The organism is Streptomyces sp. ATCC 21386, assembly GCF_018728545.1.
In the GTDB taxonomy this organism is placed as follows: domain Bacteria; phylum Actinomycetota; class Actinomycetes; order Streptomycetales; family Streptomycetaceae; genus Streptomyces.
In genome coordinates this window covers 2,099,550-2,118,492 of the sequence record NZ_JAAVVL010000001.1, presented here as the reverse complement: position 1 = coordinate 2,118,492, position 18,943 = coordinate 2,099,550, and the positions used below count along the sequence as shown (strand labels likewise).

The following is an 18,943-nucleotide window of genomic DNA, read 5'->3' as shown; positions in this document are numbered from 1 at the left end:
GGGGGGTACGAAAGGGTGGGGCAACCGGGCGGTGGGACTTTGTACGCCATCAGAATGGCCGGACATCCTGCTGGTGGTGAGGGTGCGGGCACGGGGCTGTCCCCTCGTCCAACTTGACGTACGACGAAGGGAAACGGTTGCTCACCATTTCCTTACGGGTGAGTCACGTTCGAATACCCGGATGCCGTAATCCCATCCGCGTTCCGCCCGCCGGACAACCGGTTTTCTCCTGCCGTACGCCCCTGTCGCGCCCCTCCGCGATACCGCTGCGGCCCTTACGCCTCAGTCTCCCCCCGGATCACGGCGAGCACGCCGTCCAGCTCATCGGGTTTCACAAGAACGTCACGCGCCTTGGAGCCCTCGCTGGGCCCGACGATGCCCCGGGACTCCATGAGGTCCATCAGCCGCCCGGCCTTGGCGAAGCCGACGCGCAGCTTGCGCTGGAGCATGGAGGTCGAGCCGAACTGTGTGGAGACGACCAGTTCGGCCGCCTGGCACAGCAGGTCGAGGTCGTCACCGATCTCCTCGTCGATCTCCTTCTTCTGCTTGGTGCCCACGGTGACGTCGTCCCGGAAGACGGGCGCCATCTGGTCCTTGCAGTGCTGGACGATGGCAGCGACCTCGTCCTCGGTCACGAACGCGCCCTGCATACGGGTCGGTTTGTTCGCCCCCATCGGCAGGAACAGCCCGTCACCCTTGCCGATCAGCTTCTCGGCGCCGGGCTGGTCGAGGATGACGCGGGAGTCGGCGAGCGAGGAGGTGGCGAAGGCGAGCCGGGAGGGCACGTTCGCCTTGATGAGACCGGTGACGACGTCCACGGACGGCCGCTGGGTGGCGAGCACCAGATGGATGCCGGCCGCGCGCGCGAGCTGGGTGATACGGACGATCGCGTCCTCGACGTCCCTTGGCGCCACCATCATCAGGTCCGCCAGCTCGTCCACGATGACCAGCAGGTACGGATACGGCTGGAGCTCTCGCTCACTGCCCTCGGGCAGCTTCACCTTGCCGTTCCTGATGGCCTCGTTGAAGTCGTCGATGTGCCGGTAGCCGAACGCGGCCAGGTCGTCGTAGCGCAGGTCCATCTCGCGCACGACCCACTGGAGCGCCTCGGCTGCCCGCTTGGGGTTGGTGATGATCGGCGTGATGAGGTGCGGGATGCCCTCGTAGGCCGTCAGCTCGACGCGCTTGGGGTCGACGAGCACCATGCGGACGTCCTCGGGCGTCGCGCGCATCATGACCGAGGTGATCAGGCAGTTGATGCAGGACGACTTGCCGGAGCCGGTCGCGCCGGCGACCAGCATGTGCGGCATCTTCGCCAGGCTGTGCATGACGTAGCCGCCCTCCACGTCCTTGCCGAACGCGACCATCATCGGGTCGTCGTCCTCGGCGAGGCGGAGCACGTCTCCCAGGTTGACCATCTCGCGGTCACTGTTGGGAATCTCGATGCCGACGGCGGACTTCCCCGGGATCGGGGAGATGATCCGGACATCAGGGCTGGCGACCGCGTACGCGATGTTCTTGGTCAGGGCGGTGATCTTCTCGACCTTGACCGCCGGCCCCAGCTCGACCTCGTACCGGGTGACCGTCGGCCCGCGGGTGAAGCCGGTGACGGCGGCGTCGACCTTGAACTCGGCAAACACGTTCGTCAGGGAGGCAGCTATGGCGTCGTTGGCCGCCGTGCGCGTTTTTCCGGGTCCGCCCCGCTCCAACAGGTCCAGCGAGGGCAGCGCGTAGGTGATGTCGCCGGAGAGCTGGAGCTGTTCGGCTCGCGCCGGCAGCTCGCGGGGCTCGTCCGGTGCCTTCTTGGTCAGGTCCGGCACCAGGGCGTCCTGGCGGGCGCCCTTGGGCGGCTTGGCGGCCGGGGGCTCTTCTGTGGCCTCCTCGGTCGGCTTGCTGCGCGCGGCCGGGACGGGCGTGGTCTCCTCCCGGTCCCCCACGGTGACGCCCTGGGTGAGGTCGGCGACCACCGGCGAGGGCGGCATGCCGTGCAGCACCGCCCCGTCGAGCGCGGCGGCGGCCGCCGCGGCCACGTCCACGGCATCCATCGGCCGGTCCGGATCGGGCTGCCGTACGGCGGAGCGCCTCGGGCGGCGACGGGTGAGGGCCTCCTGCTCGGCGGCGTCGGGGTCGTACGGCTCGGGGGCGGAGCCGCGCCGACGGGGCCGCGCGGGCAGACTGTCGCGCCACTGCTCCTCGTAGCGCGCGTCCTCCTCGCCGTACTCGTCGTCGTCCTCGTCGTCGGCGAGGATGCCCAGCTTCTGGCCGAGCAGCCGCAGTCGTTGCGGGATCGCGTTGACCGGCGTGGCAGTGACGACGAGCAGGCCGAAGACCGTGAGCAGCACGAGCATCGCCACGGCGAGGGCCTCGCCCATGGTGTACGTCAGCGGGGTGGCCGTGCTCCAGCCGATGAGTCCTCCGGCGTCCCTTATGGCCTGCATGCCGACGCTGCGGGCGGGCGAGCCGCAGGCGATGTGGACCTGGCCGAGGATGCCGATGACGAGCGCGGACAGGCCGATGACGATCCGGCCGTTGGCCTCGGGCTTCTCGGGGTGCCGGATGAACCGCACGGCGATGACCGCGAGCAGTATCGGCACCAGCAGGTCGAGCCGGCCGAAGGCGCCGGTGACCAGCATCTCGACGAGATCGCCGACCGGGCCGCGCAGGTTCGACCAGGTGCCGGCGGCGACGATCAGGGCGAGCGCGAGCAGCAGCAGCGCGACGCCGTCCTTGCGGTGCGCCGGGTCGAGATTCCGCGCGCCCTGCCCTATGCCGCGGAAGACGGCGCCGACGGCGTGCGCGGCACCGAGCCAGATGGCGCGTACCAGTCGGTACACGCCTCCGGTCGGATTGGGCGCCGGCTTCGGAGGGGCCGTCTTCTTCGCCGTCGCCTTCTTGGCGGGTGCCTTCTTGGCGGCGGCTTTCTTCGCGGGGGCCTTCTTCGCCGGAGCCTTCGTCGGAGCGGCCGCCTTCTTCGCGGGCGGCTTCTTCGCTGCGGACTGACGTGAGGCCATGGGTGTGAGGTTACCGGTGGAGGCCACGGCCGACACGTGTGCCTACTGCTTCACCCGTTCGTGTCGCGCGTGTGTGGCCCGGAAGCTGACGCGGCCTGACAGGTCGTCGACCGCGCGGGCGCAGTCGTCGACCGCGCGGGCGCATCGGTATCGGCCGTCACCGTCGTCGGCGCCGTCCCCGCCCCGGTCGCAACGAGGCGCGGGCCCGGGCCACTTGCGTGACCGGGCCCGCACCCTGATGTGTGCTCAGTTCTGTGACGGCATCGGCGAGGGTCCGCCCGTGCCCGGCTCCAACGCGTCCAGCGCCCTGCGCAGGCCGGTGAGTTTGCGTTCGAGATGGGCCGCGGTGGCCACCGCCGCGGCGTCCGCGGAGTCGTCGTCGAGCTGTTTGGAGAGCGCCTCCGCCTGCTCCTCGACGGCCGCGAGCCGCGCGGACAGCTCGGCGAGGATGCCGCCGGAAGGCTCCTTGGAACCGCCCGCCGCACCCTTGCCACCGCCCTCCAACTGGAGGCGCAGCAGCGCCGCCTGCTCCCTGAGCTGGCAGTTCTTCATGTACAGCTCGACGAAGACGGAGACCTTGGCGCGCAGCACCCAGGGGTCGAACGGCTTCGAGATGTAATCGACCGCACCCGCCGCGTACCCACGGAACGTGTGGTGCGGTCCGTGGTTGATGGCGGTGAGGAAAATGATCGGGATGTCCCGGGTCCGTTCGCGCCGCTTGATGTGCGCGGCCGTCTCGAATCCGTCCATGCCCGGCATCTGGACGTCCAGCAGAATGACCGCGAAGTCGTCCGTCAGCAGCGCCTTGAGCGCTTCCTCCCCGGACGATGCCCGCACCAGTGTCTGATCGAGCGCGGAGAGGATGGCCTCCAGCGCCAACAGATTCTCCGGCCGGTCATCGACCAGGAGGATCTTGGCCTTCTGCACCATGGCCCGCCCTCCTCGCCCCGGCTTGGGGCCTCCCCTGTCCGCAGGACTCGACGTGACACCACTTGGCGTCACCCCAGGGGACGACTCCCTCGCGCCACCCGTCCTTGTGCCGGTCATCGTAGCCGCACCCCGCCCGTCGCCACACCCTGTCACCGTGATGTCACTGTGCTCGTAGCAGAAACGCAAGCGGAGACCAGAAGGTTCCCCGAATCCCGCGGCTCTACACGGCCTCGGGCACACTCCGTCAGCAACTCAGTGCGCCCGCCGACGGGTTGTGACCACGGGCCGTACCGCCTGTCACTCACTTCGCATCCACTGCTCCATCACCGCCAGCAGATGATCCGGATCGACCGGCTTCGTCACATAGTCGGAGGCACCCGAGTCGATCGCCTTCTCCCGGTCGCCCTTCATCGCCTTCGCCGTCAGCGCGATGATCGGCAACCCGGCGAACTGCGGCATCCGGCGGATCGCGGTGGTCGTCGCGTACCCGTCCATCTCGGGCATCATGATGTCCATCAGCACGACCGTCACGTCGTCGTGCTGCTCCAGGACCTCGATGCCCTCGCGGCCGTTCTCGGCGTACAGCACGGACAGGCCGTGCTGCTCCAGGACGCTGGTGAGCGCGAAGACGTTACGGATGTCGTCGTCGACGATGAGCACCTTCTCGCCGTCGAACCGGGCCGCCGTCCGGCGCGCCCGCGACGCAGCCTCCTGAGCGGCCTGCTGCGCCCAGTGCTCCTGCGCCTGCCCGTTGCCCTGCGGGTGCGCGGAGGACGGGGAGCCGGCCGACACGGACCGGCGGCGCCGCCTGAAGAGCGCGGCGGCCCCGTTCTGGGTCTCGCGGTACGACTTCACCTCGGCAGGCGTCTCGGCGCGCTGGGCCAGCTCCTCCTCGGAGGCCAGCAGCTCGCCCGCCTCCAGCGCCGCGGGCGCGTTGTGCGGGTAGCCCTGCGGGGGCAGTTCGCTGGGGTGCAGCGGCAGATACAAGGTGAAGGTGGAACCGCGTCCGGGCTCGCTCTGCGCGTGGATCTCACCGCCCAGCAGCCGGGCGATCTCCCGCGAGATGGACAACCCCAGACCCGTACCGCCGTACTTGCGGCTGGTGGTGCCGTCCGCCTGCTTGAACGCCTCGAAGATGACCCGCATCTTGCTGGCCGCGATACCGATGCCCGTGTCCGTCACCGAGAACGCGATCATGTCGGCGTCCGCGTCCCGCAGCGAGCCCGCCTCCAGCAGCTGCTCCCGGATGGCCACCGGCACCTCCGCACCCGCCGGCCGGATGACCAGCTCCACGGCCCCCGAGTCGGTGAACTTCACCGCGTTGGACAGCAGGTTCCGCAGCACCTGCAGCAGGCGCTGTTCGTCCGTGTGCAGGGTGGCGGGCAGCTCCGGCGAGACCCGTACGGAGAAGTCGAGACCCTTCTCCGCGGTGAGCGGCCGGAAGGTGGCCTCCACGTAGTCGACGAGCTGGACGAGGGCGATCCGGGTCGGGGAGACGTCCATCTTGCCCGCCTCGACCTTCGACAGGTCCAGGATGTCGTTGATGAGCTGCAGCAGGTCGGAGCCCGCACCGTGGATCGTCTCGGCGAACTCGACCTGCTTGGGCGTCAGGTTCGACTCGGCGTTGTCGGCGAGCAGCTTGGCGAGGATCAGCAGCGAGTTCAGCGGCGTGCGCAGCTCGTGCGACATGTTCGCGAGGAACTCGCTCTTGTAGCGCATGGAGACCGCGAGCTGCTCGGCCCGCTCCTCCAGAACCTGCCGCGCCTCCTCGATCTCGGTGTTCTTCACCTCGATGTCACGGTTCTGCCGGGCCAGCAGCTCGGCCTTCTCCTCCAGTTCGGCGTTGGACGCCTGGAGCGCCTTCTGCCGGTTCTCCAACTCGTCCGACCGCTCGCGCAGTTGCTCGGTCAGCTCCTGCGACTGCTTCAGCAGCACCTCGGTCTTGGTGTTGACGGAGATGGTGTTGACGCTCGTCGCGATCATCTCCGCGATCTGGCTCAGGAAGTCCTTCTGGATCTGGGTGAACGGCGTGAACGACGCCAGCTCGATCACGCCGAGCACGGTCCCCTCGAAGAGCACCGGCAACACGATGACCTGCGCCGGGGGCGCCTCGCCGAGCCCGGAGGAGATCTTCAGGTAACCGCTCGGCGCGTTCTCCACCAGGATCGTGCGCTTCTCCGCGGCAGCCGTCCCGACCAGCGCCTCCCCGGGCCGGAACGACGTCGGCATGGAGCCCATCGAATAGCCGTACGACCCGAGCATGCGCAGTTCGTACTGGTCGTCGTTGTCCGGGGCCAGGTCCTTGCCGTCGAGGAACGGCAGCGCCAGGAAGAACGCGCCGTGCTGCGCGGACACCACCGGCGTCAGTTCGCTCATGATCAGCGAGGCCACGTCGTCAAGGTCCCGGCGGCCCTGCATCAGGGCGGAGATCCGGGCGAGGTTGCCCTTGAGCCAGTCCTGCTCCTGGTTGGCGATCGTGGTGTCACGCAGGTTGGCGATCATCTTGTTGATGTAGTCCTGCAGCTCCTTGATCTCGCCGGACGCGTCGACGTCGATCTTGAGGTTCAGGTCGCCCCGGGTCACCGCGGTCGCCACGCGCGCGATGGCACGGACCTGCCGGGTCAGGTTCCCGGCCATCTCGTTCACCGACTCGGTGAGGTCCCGCCAGGTGCCGTCGACGTCCCGCACCCGCGCGAGACCGCCCAGCTGCCCCTCGGTGCCCACCTCGCGGGCCACCCGGGTGACCTCCTCCGCGAACGACGACAGCTGGTCGACCATCGTGTTGATGGTGGTCTTCAGCTCCAGGATCTCGCCGCGCGCGTCGATGTCGATCTTCTTGGTCAGATCGCCCTTGGCGATGGCAGTCGTCACCATCGCGATGTTGCGGACCTGCCCGGTGAGGTTGGACGCCATCGAGTTCACCGACTCGGTGAGGTCCTTCCACGTGCCCGCCACACCCGGTACGTGCGCCTGACCGCCGAGGATGCCGTCCGTGCCCACCTCGCGGGCCACCTTGGTGACCTGGTCGGCGAACGAACTCAGCGTCTTCACCATGCTGTTGAAGGTGTCGGCGAGCTGGGCGACCTCACCGGCCGCCTCGATCGTCACCGTACGGGTCAGGTCGCCGTTGGCGACGGCCGCGGCGACCTGGGAGATGTTCCGCACCTGCATGGTCAGGTTCTTGGCCATCAGGTTCACATTGCCGCTGAGGTCCTTCCAGATGCCGGTGACACCCGGCACGTGCGCCTGGCCGCCGAGGATGCCCTCGGTGCCCACCTCGCGGGCCACCCGAGTCACCTGCTCGGCGAACGACGACAGCTGGTCGACCATCGTGTTGACGGTGGTGACGAGTTCGAGGATCTCGCCCTTGGCGTCGACGGTGATCTTCTTCGACAGGTCGCCCTTGGCGACCGCGGTCGTGACCTCGGCGATCTGGCGCACCTGGATGGTCAGGTTGTTCGCCATGAAGTTCACCGACTGCGTGAGGTCCTTCCAGGTGCCGGAGACGCCCTGCACCTCGGCCTGACCGCCGAGCTGGCCCTCCGTACCCACCTCACGGGCGACCCTGGTGACCTCCTCCGCGAACGACGACAGCTGGTCCACCATCGTGTTCAGCGTGTTCTTCAGCTCCAGGATCTCGCCGCGCGCGTCCACGGTGATCTTCTGCGAGAGGTCGCCCCTGGCCACCGCCGTGGCGACCTGGGCGATGTTGCGCACCTGGCCGGTGAGGTTGCCGGCCATGCCGTTCACGGACTCGGTGAGGTCCCGCCACACACCGGCCACGCCGGGCACCTGCGCCTGACCACCGAGGCGGCCCTCCGTACCCACGTCCCGGGCGACCCGGGTCACCTGATCCGCGAAGGACGACAGCTGGTCGACCATCGTGTTGATGGTGTTCTTCAGCTCCAGGATCTCGCCGCGCGCGTCCACGTCGATCTTCTGCGACAGGTCTCCCCGCGCCACGGCCGTCGTCACCTGCGCGATGTTCCGCACCTGCGAGGTGAGGTTGCCGGCCATCGAGTTGACGGAGTCGGTGAGCTCCTTCCACGTGCCGGACACACCGTCGACCCGGGCCTGACCGCCGAGCCGGCCCTCCGTACCCACGTCCCGGGCCATCCGCGTCACCTGGTCGGCGAAGCTCGACAGCTGGTCCACCATCGTGTTCACGGTGTTCTTCAGTTCGAGCATCTCGCCCGCGACATCGACGGTGACCTTCTGCGAGAGGTCACCGTTGGCCACGGCCGTCGTCACCGCCGCGATGTTCCTCACCTGTCCGGTGAGATTCCGGAACGCGGTGTTGACGGAGTCCGTCAGGTCCTTCCACGTACCGGCAGCGCCCGGCACCTGCGCCTGACCGCCCAGCCGGCCCTCGGCACCGACCTCGTTGGCCACCCGCGTGACCTCGTCACCGAAGGACGACAGCTGGTCGACCATGCCGTTGACGGTGTTCTTCAGCTCCAGCATCTCGCCGGCCACGTCCACGGTGACCTTCTGCGAGAGATCGCCGTCGGCCACCGCCGTCGTCACCGCCGCGATGTCCCGCACCTGGATGGTGAGGTTCCGGAACACCGTGTTCACCGAATCGGTGAGGTCCTTCCACGTTCCCGCCGCGCCCGGCACCTGCGCCTGACCGCCCAGCCGGCCCTCGGCACCCACCTCGTTGGCCACCCGCGTGACCTCGTCGGCGAAGATCCGCAGCGTCTCGGTCATCTGGTTGATCGTCTCGGCGAGCTTGGCCACCTCACCGCGTGCCGGCACGGTCACCTTCTGCGACAGATCACCGTTGGCGACCGCCGTGGTGACCTGCGCGATCCCCCGCACCTGCGCGGTGAGATTGCCGGCCATGGTGTTCACCGAATCGGTGAGCTCCTTCCACACGCCCGCCACACCCGGCACCTCGGCCTGACCGCCGAGCTGCCCGTCGGTGCCCACCTCACGGGCGACCCGGGTCACCTCGGAGGAGAACGCGGAGAGCTGGTCGACCATCATGTTGACGGTCTCCTTGAGCTCCAGCATCTCGCCGGCCACGTGCACCGTGACCTTCCGGGACAGATCACCCTTCGCGACCGCGGTCGTCACCAGCGCGATGTCCCTCACCTGGGCGGTGAGCCGATACGCCATGGTGTTGACGGACTCCGTCAGGTCCTTCCAGGAACCGGACATGCCGCGCACCTTGGCCTGTCCGCCGAGCTTGCCCTCCGTGCCCACCTCACTGGCCACCCGGGTGACCTCGTCGGTGAACGTGGACAGCTGGTCGACCAGGTTGTTGACCGTACGCCCGACCTTCAGGAACTCCCCGCGCAGCGGATGCCCGGTCCCGTCCGGCGCCTGCGTCCGCAGCTCCATGCGCGGCGACAGATCACCGTCCGCCACGGCCGACAGCACCCGGCTGACCTCGGAGACAGGCCGTACGAGGTCATCGACCAGCGCGTTCGACGCGTCGATCGCCGCCGCCCAGGACCCCTCGGTGGCACCCGTCTCCAGCCGCTCGGTGAGCTTGCCCTCACGCCCGACGACCCGCCGCACCCGCGACAGCTCACCGGTCAGATGCAGATTCCGGTCCGCCACCTCGTTGAAGACCGCGGCGATCTCGGCCATGACACCGTCGCCCGAGACGGTCAGCCGCTTGCGGAAGTTGCCGTCCCGCATCGCTTCCAGAGCCGTGAGCAGCCGGTTCAGGGCAGCCGTGTCCACGGTCGTGGTTCCGTTGCGCGGTTTGCGCGACTTGCGCTGGTCACTCAGGGACTGTCCGCCTTTCGCGCGCGTCTTAGTGCCCCGCGTCGCTGCGCCAGACTCCACTGTGTCCCTCCCGCTAGGGTCGACCGTTCATGCCGAGCGTACTTCGCCGTATTCGAACGCTTCGTACTGCTCACACCACTCGTGCCACTCGTACCGCTTCGTACTCGGAGTCGCCCGACCTCCTCCTGGAAGCCTGCCCAGTGTTTCACCATGGCTGAACCAGGCCATAACAGTTCGGCAGCTTCGCACACGGTCCGCACACCTCCGGACGGAAACACAGACGACCGGCATCCGCATGGACGGCGAAGGTAAGTAACCTTGCATGCGGCTGTCCAGCCACGCCGGTTCCGACCCGGCCTGGGCGGTGGCGCACGAGCACGAGCGGGCAGGCATCGGAGGGGCGGCCGCACCATGACCACCGGACTGCATCCCGGGGAGACCCCCCAGGACCCCAGGCCGACGGAGAACCAGCCTCTGCCACGGCAGGAGGCCGTCCTCGCACCCCCGCACGCAGAGCACGTAGAGAACCGGACAAGGAGTGCTGTGATCACCGCGCGCGCGGCCGCCAGCTTCGCTGCCGTCTCACGATCCGTCGCGACCGCCCGCTCGTTCGTCCGCGACACCCTCCAGGGCTGGGGCTTCGCCGACATCGTCGACGACGCGGTGGTCCTCACCAGCGAACTCGTCACCAACGCGGTCGTCCACGCCGGCACCTCCGCGGACGTCCTCTGCCTGCGCGCCGAGGACGGCGTCCGCATCGAGGTCGCCGACAGATACCCCGAACGTGAGATCCCCCTCCAGGGCAGCCACATCAACATGGGCAGCCCCGACCGCGAGGGCGGCCGCGGCCTCCAGCTGTGCGCGGCGATGGCCACCCGCTGGGGCGTGGAGTACACGTCCACGCACAAACAGGTCTGGTTCCAACTCGACCTCCCCGACCGCCCGGTGGGCACCCGCTCGGCCGGCCCGTGCCTGCCCGCCGACCTGCTCCCGCTCGCCGACGGCCGGGTCCGCGTCGCCGTGGTCCAGATCGACCGCGTGGGGGCCATCGGCGCCTGGAACGAGGACGCCGAGGAACTCTTCGGCTACACCCCCGACCAGGTCATCGGCAAACCCCTCACCGACCTGGCCGCCTGGCCGCACACCCCCGGCACCAGCACGGGAGTGGCCGAGGCCCTCCAACTCTCCCGCTGGGAGGGCAGTTACGGCATCCGCGGCGCCAACGGCCGGGTGACCCCGGTCTACGCCTCCCACCTCCGGGTCCGCGACTCGGCCGGCGACCCCTCCACGGTCTGCCTCCTGGTGCGCGACCACGAGCGCGCCGTCCTCCAGACCCCGATCCGCATGCCGTCCGGCGACACCTCCGGCTCCGGCGAGGGCCAGGCGACGGACCCCTTCGAGGTCTTCATCGGCTCCCCCGCGCCGGACGACCTCGACGGCCTCCTCCAGCGCACGGTCGAACGCGCCCGCGACATGCTCGACGGTGACTCCGCCTTCCTGCTCCTGGCCACCGACGACGAGACGGAACTGGAGGTCCGGGCCTCCACGGGACTGCCCTCGGCCCGCCAACGCTTCGCCCGCGTCCCCGTGGAAGCCGGCCCCGGCCGGTACGGCTCGGCCCGCATGCCCGCCGTCCACGACGACCTCACGGCCGTCCCCGGCGCCGTCCCCCTGCTCAACGGCACGGGCATGCGCTCGGTCGTCACGGTCCCCCTCAAGGTCGAAGGCCGCCTCACGGGCTCCCTGGGCGTCGCCGCCGAGGCCCAGGGCCGGTACTCCAACGAGGAGGCCCTGCGCCTGCAGTTCGCCGCCGACCGCATCGCGCTGGCCGTCGAGTCGGCCCGCCTGGGCGAACTGGAACGCCTGCGCCGTGGCTCACTGAGCTTCCTGGTGGAGGCCTCCGACCTCCTCGCGGGCACCCTGGACCGCGACCAGACCCTGGCTCTGATGGCCCAGATGACCATCCCGACGCTCGCCACGTGGTGCGCGGTCTACACCATCGCCGACCAGGCTTCGGACCCGTACCTCTCCTACGTCCTGCACGAGGACGAGGACCTGATCGACGGTCTCAAGGCCCTCCTGGCCAAGATCCGCCCGCCGGAGCCCATCCCTACACCGGGCGCCCGCGTCTGGACGGCCCCCGCCGAGGCCGCCCACCAGGCCGCCCTGCGCACCTCCATGCGCAGCCTGGGCCTCGGCGAGCCCGCCACGGTCAGCTCGGGCATCGGCACCACCCTGGCGACGGCCTCGGCGGTGGGCGGCGAGACCGTGGTCCTCCCGCTCGTCGCCCGCAACCGCGTCATCGGCATGCTGACCCTCGGCAAGCCCACCGACGAGCACTTCCGCCAGGAGATCCTGGAGCTGGCGGAGGACCTCTCCCGGCGAGCCGCCCTCGCCCTGGACAACGCCCGGCTGTACTCGGAGCGCGTGGCCATCAGCCAGTCCCTCCAGCGCAGCCTCCTCCCGCCCGAGCTCCCGCAGATCGACGGCGTCGAGGTCGAGGTCATCTACCGCGCGGCCGGCGAGGGCAACGAGGTCGGCGGCGACTTCTACGATCTCTTCCCCATCCGCGACGGCGCGTACGGCTTCGCCATCGGCGACGTCTGCGGTACGGGCCCGGAGGCAGCCGCGGTCACCGGCCTCGCCCGCCACGCCCTGCGCCTGCTCGCCCGCGAAGGCTACGCGGGCCCGGCGGTCCTGGAGCGCCTGAACTCCGCGATCATCGACGAGGGCGCCCGCAGCCGCTTCCTCACGCTCCTGTACGGCGAGTTGTGGCCCCAGGAGGACGGCAGCGCGATCCTGAAGGTCGTCTGCGCCGGTCATCCGCTCCCGCTGCGCCTGCGCCAGGACGGCACGGTCGAGCCGGCCGCCGAACCGCAGGCCCTGCTCGGCGTCATGGAGGACCTGGAGCTGTACGAGCAGACCGTCACCCTCGACCCCGGGGACGTCCTCCTCTGTGTCACGGACGGCGTCACCGAACGCCGCGAAGGCACCCGCATGTTGGGCGACGACGGCCTCACCGAGGTCCTCACCACGTGCACGGGGCTCACGGCCGGCGCGGTCGCGGCCCGTGTCATGCGTGCGGTCGAACGCTTCGCCTCGGACGCTCCCTCCGACGACATGGCCATTCTGGCGATGCGCGTTCCGGGCCTCCAGCAGGACTGAGCGAACACGAGAAAGGCCCCGCCCAATGGGCGGGGCCTTCAAGTCTGAGCCCCCAAACGGAATCGAACCGTTGACCTTCTCCTTACCATGGAGACGCTCTGCCGACTGAGCTATAGGGGCCTGTCACCTGTTCGAGGTTTCCCTCGCGGCGACGAAATAGATCATACCCCGATTCGGCCGATGCTTCGAACCACCTGCGGACCGGCCGGACCCTGGCGTCACGGTCATGCCAAGCACCGACGCTAGAAGGCCGGTTGCAGCAGCCCGCCGAGCGCATTGCAGGCGGACACCAGCCGCTGCAGCTGCCGCTGGGACATCTCGCCACCGATGTGCAGTGCCAGCGTCTCGTCCGCGGCCCGCTCGGTCTCCGGCAGACAGACGTCCCGCCGAAATCCCGGCATCCGGTGCACGGGCGTCTTCACCGGCACACTGCACTCGACTCCCTTGGCCCGCACGGCCCGCGCGAAGGCGTCCCGGTCCGGCCGCCCGTTCCCGGGCACCCGCACGACGTACTGCTGGAAGGTGTGCCCATCACAGCCTTCGGGGGTCCGTACGCCCTTGAGCTTGGCACTGAGATACGCGGCCCGACGCCGACGCTCCCCGAGTTCGCTGTACGGCGTCTCCGACTCGCCCTGCTCCAGCACCAACAGCCCATGGCGCTGGCCGACTTGACGCAGCGCCGCGATGTCGGCGGTCCGCCCGAAGCGGTGAACGACGACCGCGGCCACCGTCCGCGCCGTCACCGCGGCCTCGACGGCCGAGGCATCCAGGCAGTACGTCACCGGGTCTATGTCGGCGAACACCGGCACGCCCCCGGCCAGGCTCACTGCCTGAGCGACCTCCGGGTTGCCGAAGGCCGGCACGACTACCTCGTCACCTACGCCGACACCCGCGGCCCTGAGCATTCCAACGGTACCCATGGCGCGGATCCTGGTCGCGCAACGTGAACTCCAAGTAAAGCCCAACAAAAAAGAGCTGGTCCCCGAACCGAAATTCGGGGACCAGCTCTATCAATGATTGTTCGGCGGCGTCCTACTCTCCCACAGGGTCCCCCCTGCAGTACCATCGGCGCTGTAAGGCTTAGCTTCCGGGAGACCGTTTCCGGTTCCGATTTCCTCGGTGCTTTCCAGGTTTCCGCTTCCGCGTTTCCCTTTCCGGCGGTTCCGACTTTATCAGAGGTTCTGAGTCGGAATTTCCACCCGGTCCGGCAGGCTCCTGGCGCATCAGTTGCACCGGGTTCCCCCCTGGGCGGAGCCGTAAACGTACTGGAGCGGGGCGCCCCGATGCAAATCGAGGAGCCCCGCTCCGGCTGATCGCTGACGGAGGGTCAGACCTCAACCACCACAGGCAGGATCATCGGCCTGCGGCGGTAGGTGTCGGACACCCACTTGCCGAGGGTGCGGCGGATGAGTTGCTGCAGCTGATGGGGCTCGACGACCCCGTCCTGTGCCGAGCGCTCCAGAACCTCGGTGATCTTCGGGGCGACCGCGGCGAACGCGGAGTCCTCGATACCCGAACCCCGGGCCTGGATGTGCGGACCGCCGGTGATCTTGCCGGTGGAGGCGTCCACCACGACGAAGACGGAGATGATGCCCTCGTCCCCCAGGATCTTGCGGTCCTTGAGCGCCGGCTCCCCGACGTCACCGACCGAGAGTCCGTCGACGTACACATAACCGGCCTGGACCTTGCCCGAGATCTTGGCCTTGCCCTCGATGAGGTCGACGACCACGCCGTCCTCGGCGATGACGATGCGGTCGTGGGGTACACCGGTCAGGGCGCCCAGCTCCGCGTTGGCCCGCAGATGGCGCCATTCGCCGTGCACCGGCATCAGGTTCTTAGGCCGGCAGATGTTGTAGAAGTACAGCAGCTCGCCGGCCGAGGCGTGTCCGGAGACATGGACCTTGGCGTTGCCCTTGTGGACGACGTTGGCGCCCCAGCGGGTCAGGCCGTTGATGACGCGGTAGACCGCGTTCTCGTTGCCGGGGATCAGGGACGAGGCCAGGATCACCGTGTCGCCCTGGACGATGCGGATCTGGTGGTCCCGGTTGGCCATGCGGGACAGAGCCGCCATCGGCTCGCCCTGTGATCCGGTGCAGACGAGGACGATCTCGTGGTCCGGGAGGTCGTCGAGGGTCTTGACGTCCACGACCAGGCCCGGCGGAACCCTCAAGTAGCCCAGGTCCCTCGCGATGCCCATGTTCCGGACCATCGAGCGGCCGACGAAGGCGACCCGGCGGCCGTACTCGTGGGCGGCGTCGAGAATCTGCTGGATGCGGTGGATGTGGCTGGCGAAGCTGGCCACGATGATCCGCTTCCGGGCGCCCGCGAAGACCTGCCGCAGGACGTTGGAGATGTCACGCTCGGGGGGAACGAACCCCGGGACCTCCGCGTTCGTGGAGTCGGAGAGCAGGAGATCGATGCCCTCTTCGCTCAGCCGTGCGAACGCGTGTAGATCGGTGAGGCGGTTGTCCAGCGGGAGCTGGTCCATCTTGAAGTCACCCGTGTGGACCACCATGCCCGCAGGGGTGCGGATGGCCACGGCGAGGGCGTCCGGGATGGAGTGGTTGACCGCGACGAACTCGCAGTCGAAGGGGCCGATGCGCTCGCGGTTCCCCTCGGCCACCTCGAGGGTGTACGGGCGGATGCGGTGCTCCTGGAGCTTCGCCTCGATCAGGGCGAGGGTCAGCTTGGAGCCGATCAGCGGGATGTCGGGCTTCTCGCGCAGCAGGTACGGGACCGCGCCGATGTGGTCCTCGTGGCCGTGCGTGAGGACGATGCCCTCGATGTCGTCGAGGCGGTCCCTGACGGACGAGAAGTCCGGCAGGATCAGGTCGATTCCGGGCTGCTCCTCCTCGGGGAAGAGCACCCCGCAGTCGACGATCAGCAGTCGGCCGCCGTACTCGAAGACGGTCATGTTCCGGCCGATCTCGCCGAGGCCGCCCAGCGGGGTGACCCGGAGGCCACCTTCGGGAAGCGGCGGCGGCGGGCCGAGTTCAGGATGCGGATGACTCAAAAGACTCTCCTCACCACGCACGCCACGTACCTCTGTGGCACGTGGCGCGCATGACGTTCGTGCAAAAGCAGTTGTGGATGGGAACGCAGGCGCTTTCGTCCTGCCTATTCAGTTGTGAAGTCTCGGGTGTGTCAGATGTGGCAGGCCTGACATCGGTGGTGCGTCGTACGAAGTCCGGTGCTAGAGCTGTACCCCGCCGGCACCAAGATCGATCTTGAGCTGGGCCGTCTCCTCGGGCGAAAGTTCCACCATGGGGGCGCGCAGCGGTCCGGCGGGCAGGCCCTGGAGGGCGAGCGCCGCCTTGGTGGTCATCACGCCCTGGGTGCGGAACATGCCGGTGAAGACCGGGAGCAGCTTCTGGTGGATCTCGGTGGCCTTCTGGACGTCACCGGAGACGTACGCCTCGACGAGAGCGCGCAGCTCGGGGGTGACGACGTGGCCGACGACCGAGACGAAGCCGACCGCGCCCACGGAGAGCAGCGGCAGGTTGAGCATGTCGTCGCCGGAGTACCAGGCGAGGCCGGAGCGGGCGATGGCCCAGCTGGCCCGGCCCAGGTCACCCTTGGCGTCCTTGTTGGCGACGATGCGCGGGTGCTCGGCGAGCCGGACGATCGTCTCCGTGTCGATCGGGACGCCGCTGCGGCCCGGGATGTCGTAGAGCATGACCGGGAGGTCGGCGGCGTCGGCGATCGCCTTGAAGTGGCGGTACAGGCCCTCCTGCGGGGGCTTGTTGTAGTACGGCGTGACGACGAGGAGACCGTGGGCGCCGACCTTCTCGGCGGCGCGGGCCAGCTCCATGCTGTGGTGGGTGTCGTTCGTGCCGACGCCGGCGATGATGTGCGCGCGGTCGCCGACGGCTTCGAGGACGGCTCGTACCAGGTCCGATTTCTCCGCGTCACCGGTGGTGGGGGACTCGCCGGTGGTGCCGTTGATGACCAGGCCGTCGTTGCCTGCGTCCACCAGGTGGGTGGCGAGCCGCTGCGCGCCGTCGAGGTCGAGTGCGCCGTCCGCCGTGAAGGGCGTGACCATGGCGGTGAGGACCCGCCCGAAGGGGGTCTGCGGAGTCGAGGTCGGAGCCATGGGTAACACGCTACTCGCTGCTCAGGGCGCGGTCTGCCCTCGGGGGGCGGGAAAAGTCCGGACAAATGCGGAGCCCGGCACTGCCTGCTCGGGGGTTCAAGCAGTGCCGGGTCCGTTTGATCAGGCTAGATGAACTTCGCGAAATGCCGCAATACGGACACTTCGCTCGGCTGACCCGCACATCTGTGCCTGGCCGAAAGTCGACGGTCCGCTACGGCGCCACACGGCCGTTCGCGTTGAACGCGGCGTGCGTGAGAGGCATGAGCCGCGCCCACTCCGTCTCCATCCGCTCGCCCACCATCTCGATCTCCCGCTGCGGGAAGGACGGGACCTTGGCGAGCTCGTGCTGGGTGCGCAGACCGAGGAAGTGCATCAGCGAGCGGGCGTTGCAGGTGGCGTACATCGAGGAGAAGAGCCCGACCGGGAGGACCGAGCGGGCGACCTCGCGGGCGACCCCGGCGGCCAGCATCTCCTGGTACGCCTCATAGGCGTGGACGTACGAGTCCTCCATGACCCGCCCGACCAGCTCCTGCTGCGCCTGGGTGCCCTCCACGAAGACGTACTTCCCGGGACGCCCCTCCTGGACGAGCTTGCGGGCCTCGTCGGGAACGTAGAAGTGGGGCTGGAGTTCCCGATAGCGACCCGACTCTTCGTTGTATGAGTTGTGGACGACGATCCCGTTGGCGAGGAAGTTGTGCCACGGGCCTTCCACGGAGAGGTCGTACGTCATCTCCTCGCCATCCTGCTCGACGGCGACAACCCGGTCCGGAACGGCCTTGGCGATCTTGCCGCCGCGCCTGGCCACGGCCTGTTCCCCAGCGCTCTTGCTCGCATGGCACGGTTCACACGCAGGCGCGAGGTTCTTCTCGTCGAGGGCCTGGGTCAGGTCGCCCGCCACCGGAACCACGTGGTCCAGGGCGAGTTCCGCACGGGGGAAATTCTGGCCACAGAGATGGCAGGCGTCGATCTCCTCGATCAGTCGCTCTCGCTGCATGGAGGTCCACACGCCGATGCCCCGACGCAGGCTCGGCGGGACCAGTGCATCCGACGGGCGGGGTACGGTTCCCGCCGCCATGACCGCGTCCCCGACGGCCAGCTCCCCGGCCTTGCACCAGCCCTCGGGCGTCAGCACCGCGTGGTCGACCGTGGAGCGGAGTGTCTTGCCGGACTCCGTAGTGATCTTGATGAGCGGCTTCACCCCGGATTCGATGACGTCGACGATCCTGGCTCGCTGGGCGAGCAGTGTCTCTTCGTCGTAGCAGCGCACGTGGTTGCGGCGGACCGATTCGAGCTTACGGAGGCGGGTGCTGGGGTGGAGCTCCCGGAATTCCGCCACAGCCGACTCGGCTGCCTCACGGTTCTCGTACAGACCGAGGTAGTGGTTCTCCTCGCCGCGCCGGACCTGAGCCATCCACTTGCCGGCCCTGCTGTGCCAGGTCACTCCACCGGCGGAATGCGGAAGACGGTCCTCCACGCCGAGATGCCAGAGCTTGTACAGCTCGGCGATGGTGCGCCGACGGAGATGGCCGGCCTCGCTCTCCAGCGTGATCTCGGTGTCACCCGCGATACACCAACCCACCCTGTGGCGCATGAACTCGCGGAAGACGAAGATCGGGGCGCTGATGAAGAAGGTCATCGAGTTGTGCTCGAAGGGGCTGCCGTGCCGGTCCCGCATGAGGTAGTTGATGAGGCCCTTGGAGCGCTCGGGGTCCTTCTGTAGCTCCTCCAGGGACTGCTCGCCGGCCGTGGAGACGCGGGCGGCCCACAGCACGTCCGAGTCGGCGGCGCTGTGCTTCACCAACTCGACGGTGACATCGCTGCGGAAGCTGGGCTTGAGATCGTCGACGGGAGTGTCGGTCACGGCTCGGAGGGTCCTTCCCATGGCTGCTCTCGGGCGGCGCCCACTCTACGGGCCGACACCGACAAGGGGCAGGATGCCCCGAGTTGCACACTCCTGTGCCCCTGTTGGACCCCCGGAAGTGGTGGCGAGGGGTCCGGCTCGGTA

8 protein-coding genes and 1 tRNA gene are annotated in these 18,943 nt (G+C 68.8%); 1 reads left to right on the top strand and 8 read right to left on the bottom strand.

What is annotated here, in order from left to right:
- Positions 1-275 precede the first annotated feature (275 nt).
- The 3 genes from GWK25_RS09210 to GWK25_RS09200 all read right to left on the bottom strand — a co-directional run bounded on the left by GWK25_RS09210 (position 276) and on the right by GWK25_RS09200 (position 9,740).
- Positions 276-3,011: a DNA translocase FtsK gene (locus GWK25_RS09210; protein WP_251828783.1), complete on the bottom strand. Its 2,736-nt coding sequence runs from the start codon at positions 3,009-3,011 to the stop codon at positions 276-278.
- Positions 3,012-3,257: 246 nt separating this feature from the next.
- Complete coding sequence (locus GWK25_RS09205; protein ID WP_033525098.1) at positions 3,258-3,941, bottom strand: two-component system response regulator; 684 nt, start codon at positions 3,939-3,941, stop codon at positions 3,258-3,260.
- A 297-nt stretch (positions 3,942-4,238) separates the two neighbouring features.
- A complete protein-coding gene (locus GWK25_RS09200; RefSeq protein WP_215449298.1) occupies positions 4,239-9,740 on the bottom strand; it encodes a HAMP domain-containing protein in 5,502 nt (1,833 codons plus the stop codon).
- Positions 9,741-10,091: 351 nt separating this feature from the next.
- Here GWK25_RS09200 and GWK25_RS09195 point away from each other — a divergent pair, with 351 nt between their 5' ends.
- The gene (locus tag GWK25_RS09195; RefSeq protein WP_215449297.1) at positions 10,092-12,845 is read left to right on the top strand and encodes a SpoIIE family protein phosphatase; all 2,754 of its coding nucleotides are present in this window, start codon (positions 10,092-10,094) and stop codon (positions 12,843-12,845) included.
- A gap of 47 nt (positions 12,846-12,892) precedes the next feature.
- On the opposite strand, the gene GWK25_RS09190 is transcribed toward GWK25_RS09195, so the two are convergent.
- The 5 genes from GWK25_RS09190 to thyX all read right to left on the bottom strand — a co-directional run bounded on the left by GWK25_RS09190 (position 12,893) and on the right by thyX (position 18,799).
- Positions 12,893-12,965 (bottom strand) — tRNA-Thr (locus GWK25_RS09190).
- 122 nt (positions 12,966-13,087) lie between these two features.
- A complete protein-coding gene (locus GWK25_RS09185) occupies positions 13,088-13,750 on the bottom strand; it encodes a DegT/DnrJ/EryC1/StrS family aminotransferase (RefSeq protein ID WP_215457284.1) in 663 nt (220 codons plus the stop codon).
- Between the two features lie 422 nt (positions 13,751-14,172).
- Positions 14,173-15,858, bottom strand: coding sequence for a ribonuclease J (locus GWK25_RS09180; RefSeq protein ID WP_215449296.1), 1,686 nt, complete (start codon positions 15,856-15,858; stop codon positions 14,173-14,175).
- A 180-nt stretch (positions 15,859-16,038) separates the two neighbouring features.
- Positions 16,039-16,938 carry a 4-hydroxy-tetrahydrodipicolinate synthase gene (gene dapA, locus GWK25_RS09175; protein ID WP_215449295.1) on the bottom strand — a complete coding sequence of 300 codons (900 nt, stop codon included), beginning with the start codon at positions 16,936-16,938 and terminating at the stop codon, positions 16,039-16,041.
- Positions 16,939-17,149: 211 nt separating this feature from the next.
- Positions 17,150-18,799, bottom strand: coding sequence for an FAD-dependent thymidylate synthase (thyX, locus tag GWK25_RS44700; RefSeq protein ID WP_215449294.1), 1,650 nt, complete (start codon positions 18,797-18,799; stop codon positions 17,150-17,152).
- Between the last annotated feature and the right edge of the window lie 144 nt (positions 18,800-18,943).

Bases quoted from the DNA above. Each gene is read 5' to 3' on its own strand.
- GWK25_RS09210 (WP_251828783.1), bottom strand. From the start codon at position 3,011: ATGGCCTCACGTCAGTCCGCAGCGAAGAAGCCGCCCGCGAAGAAGGCG.
- GWK25_RS09205 (WP_033525098.1), bottom strand. From the start codon at position 3,941: ATGGTGCAGAAGGCCAAGATCCTCCTGGTCGATGACCGGCCGGAGAAT.
- GWK25_RS09195 (WP_215449297.1), top strand. From the start codon at position 10,092: ATGACCACCGGACTGCATCCCGGGGAGACCCCCCAGGACCCCAGGCCG.
- GWK25_RS09185 (WP_215457284.1), bottom strand. From the start codon at position 13,750: ATGCTCAGGGCCGCGGGTGTCGGCGTAGGTGACGAGGTAGTCGTGCCG.
- dapA (WP_215449295.1), bottom strand. From the start codon at position 16,938: ATGGCTCCGACCTCGACTCCGCAGACCCCCTTCGGGCGGGTCCTCACC.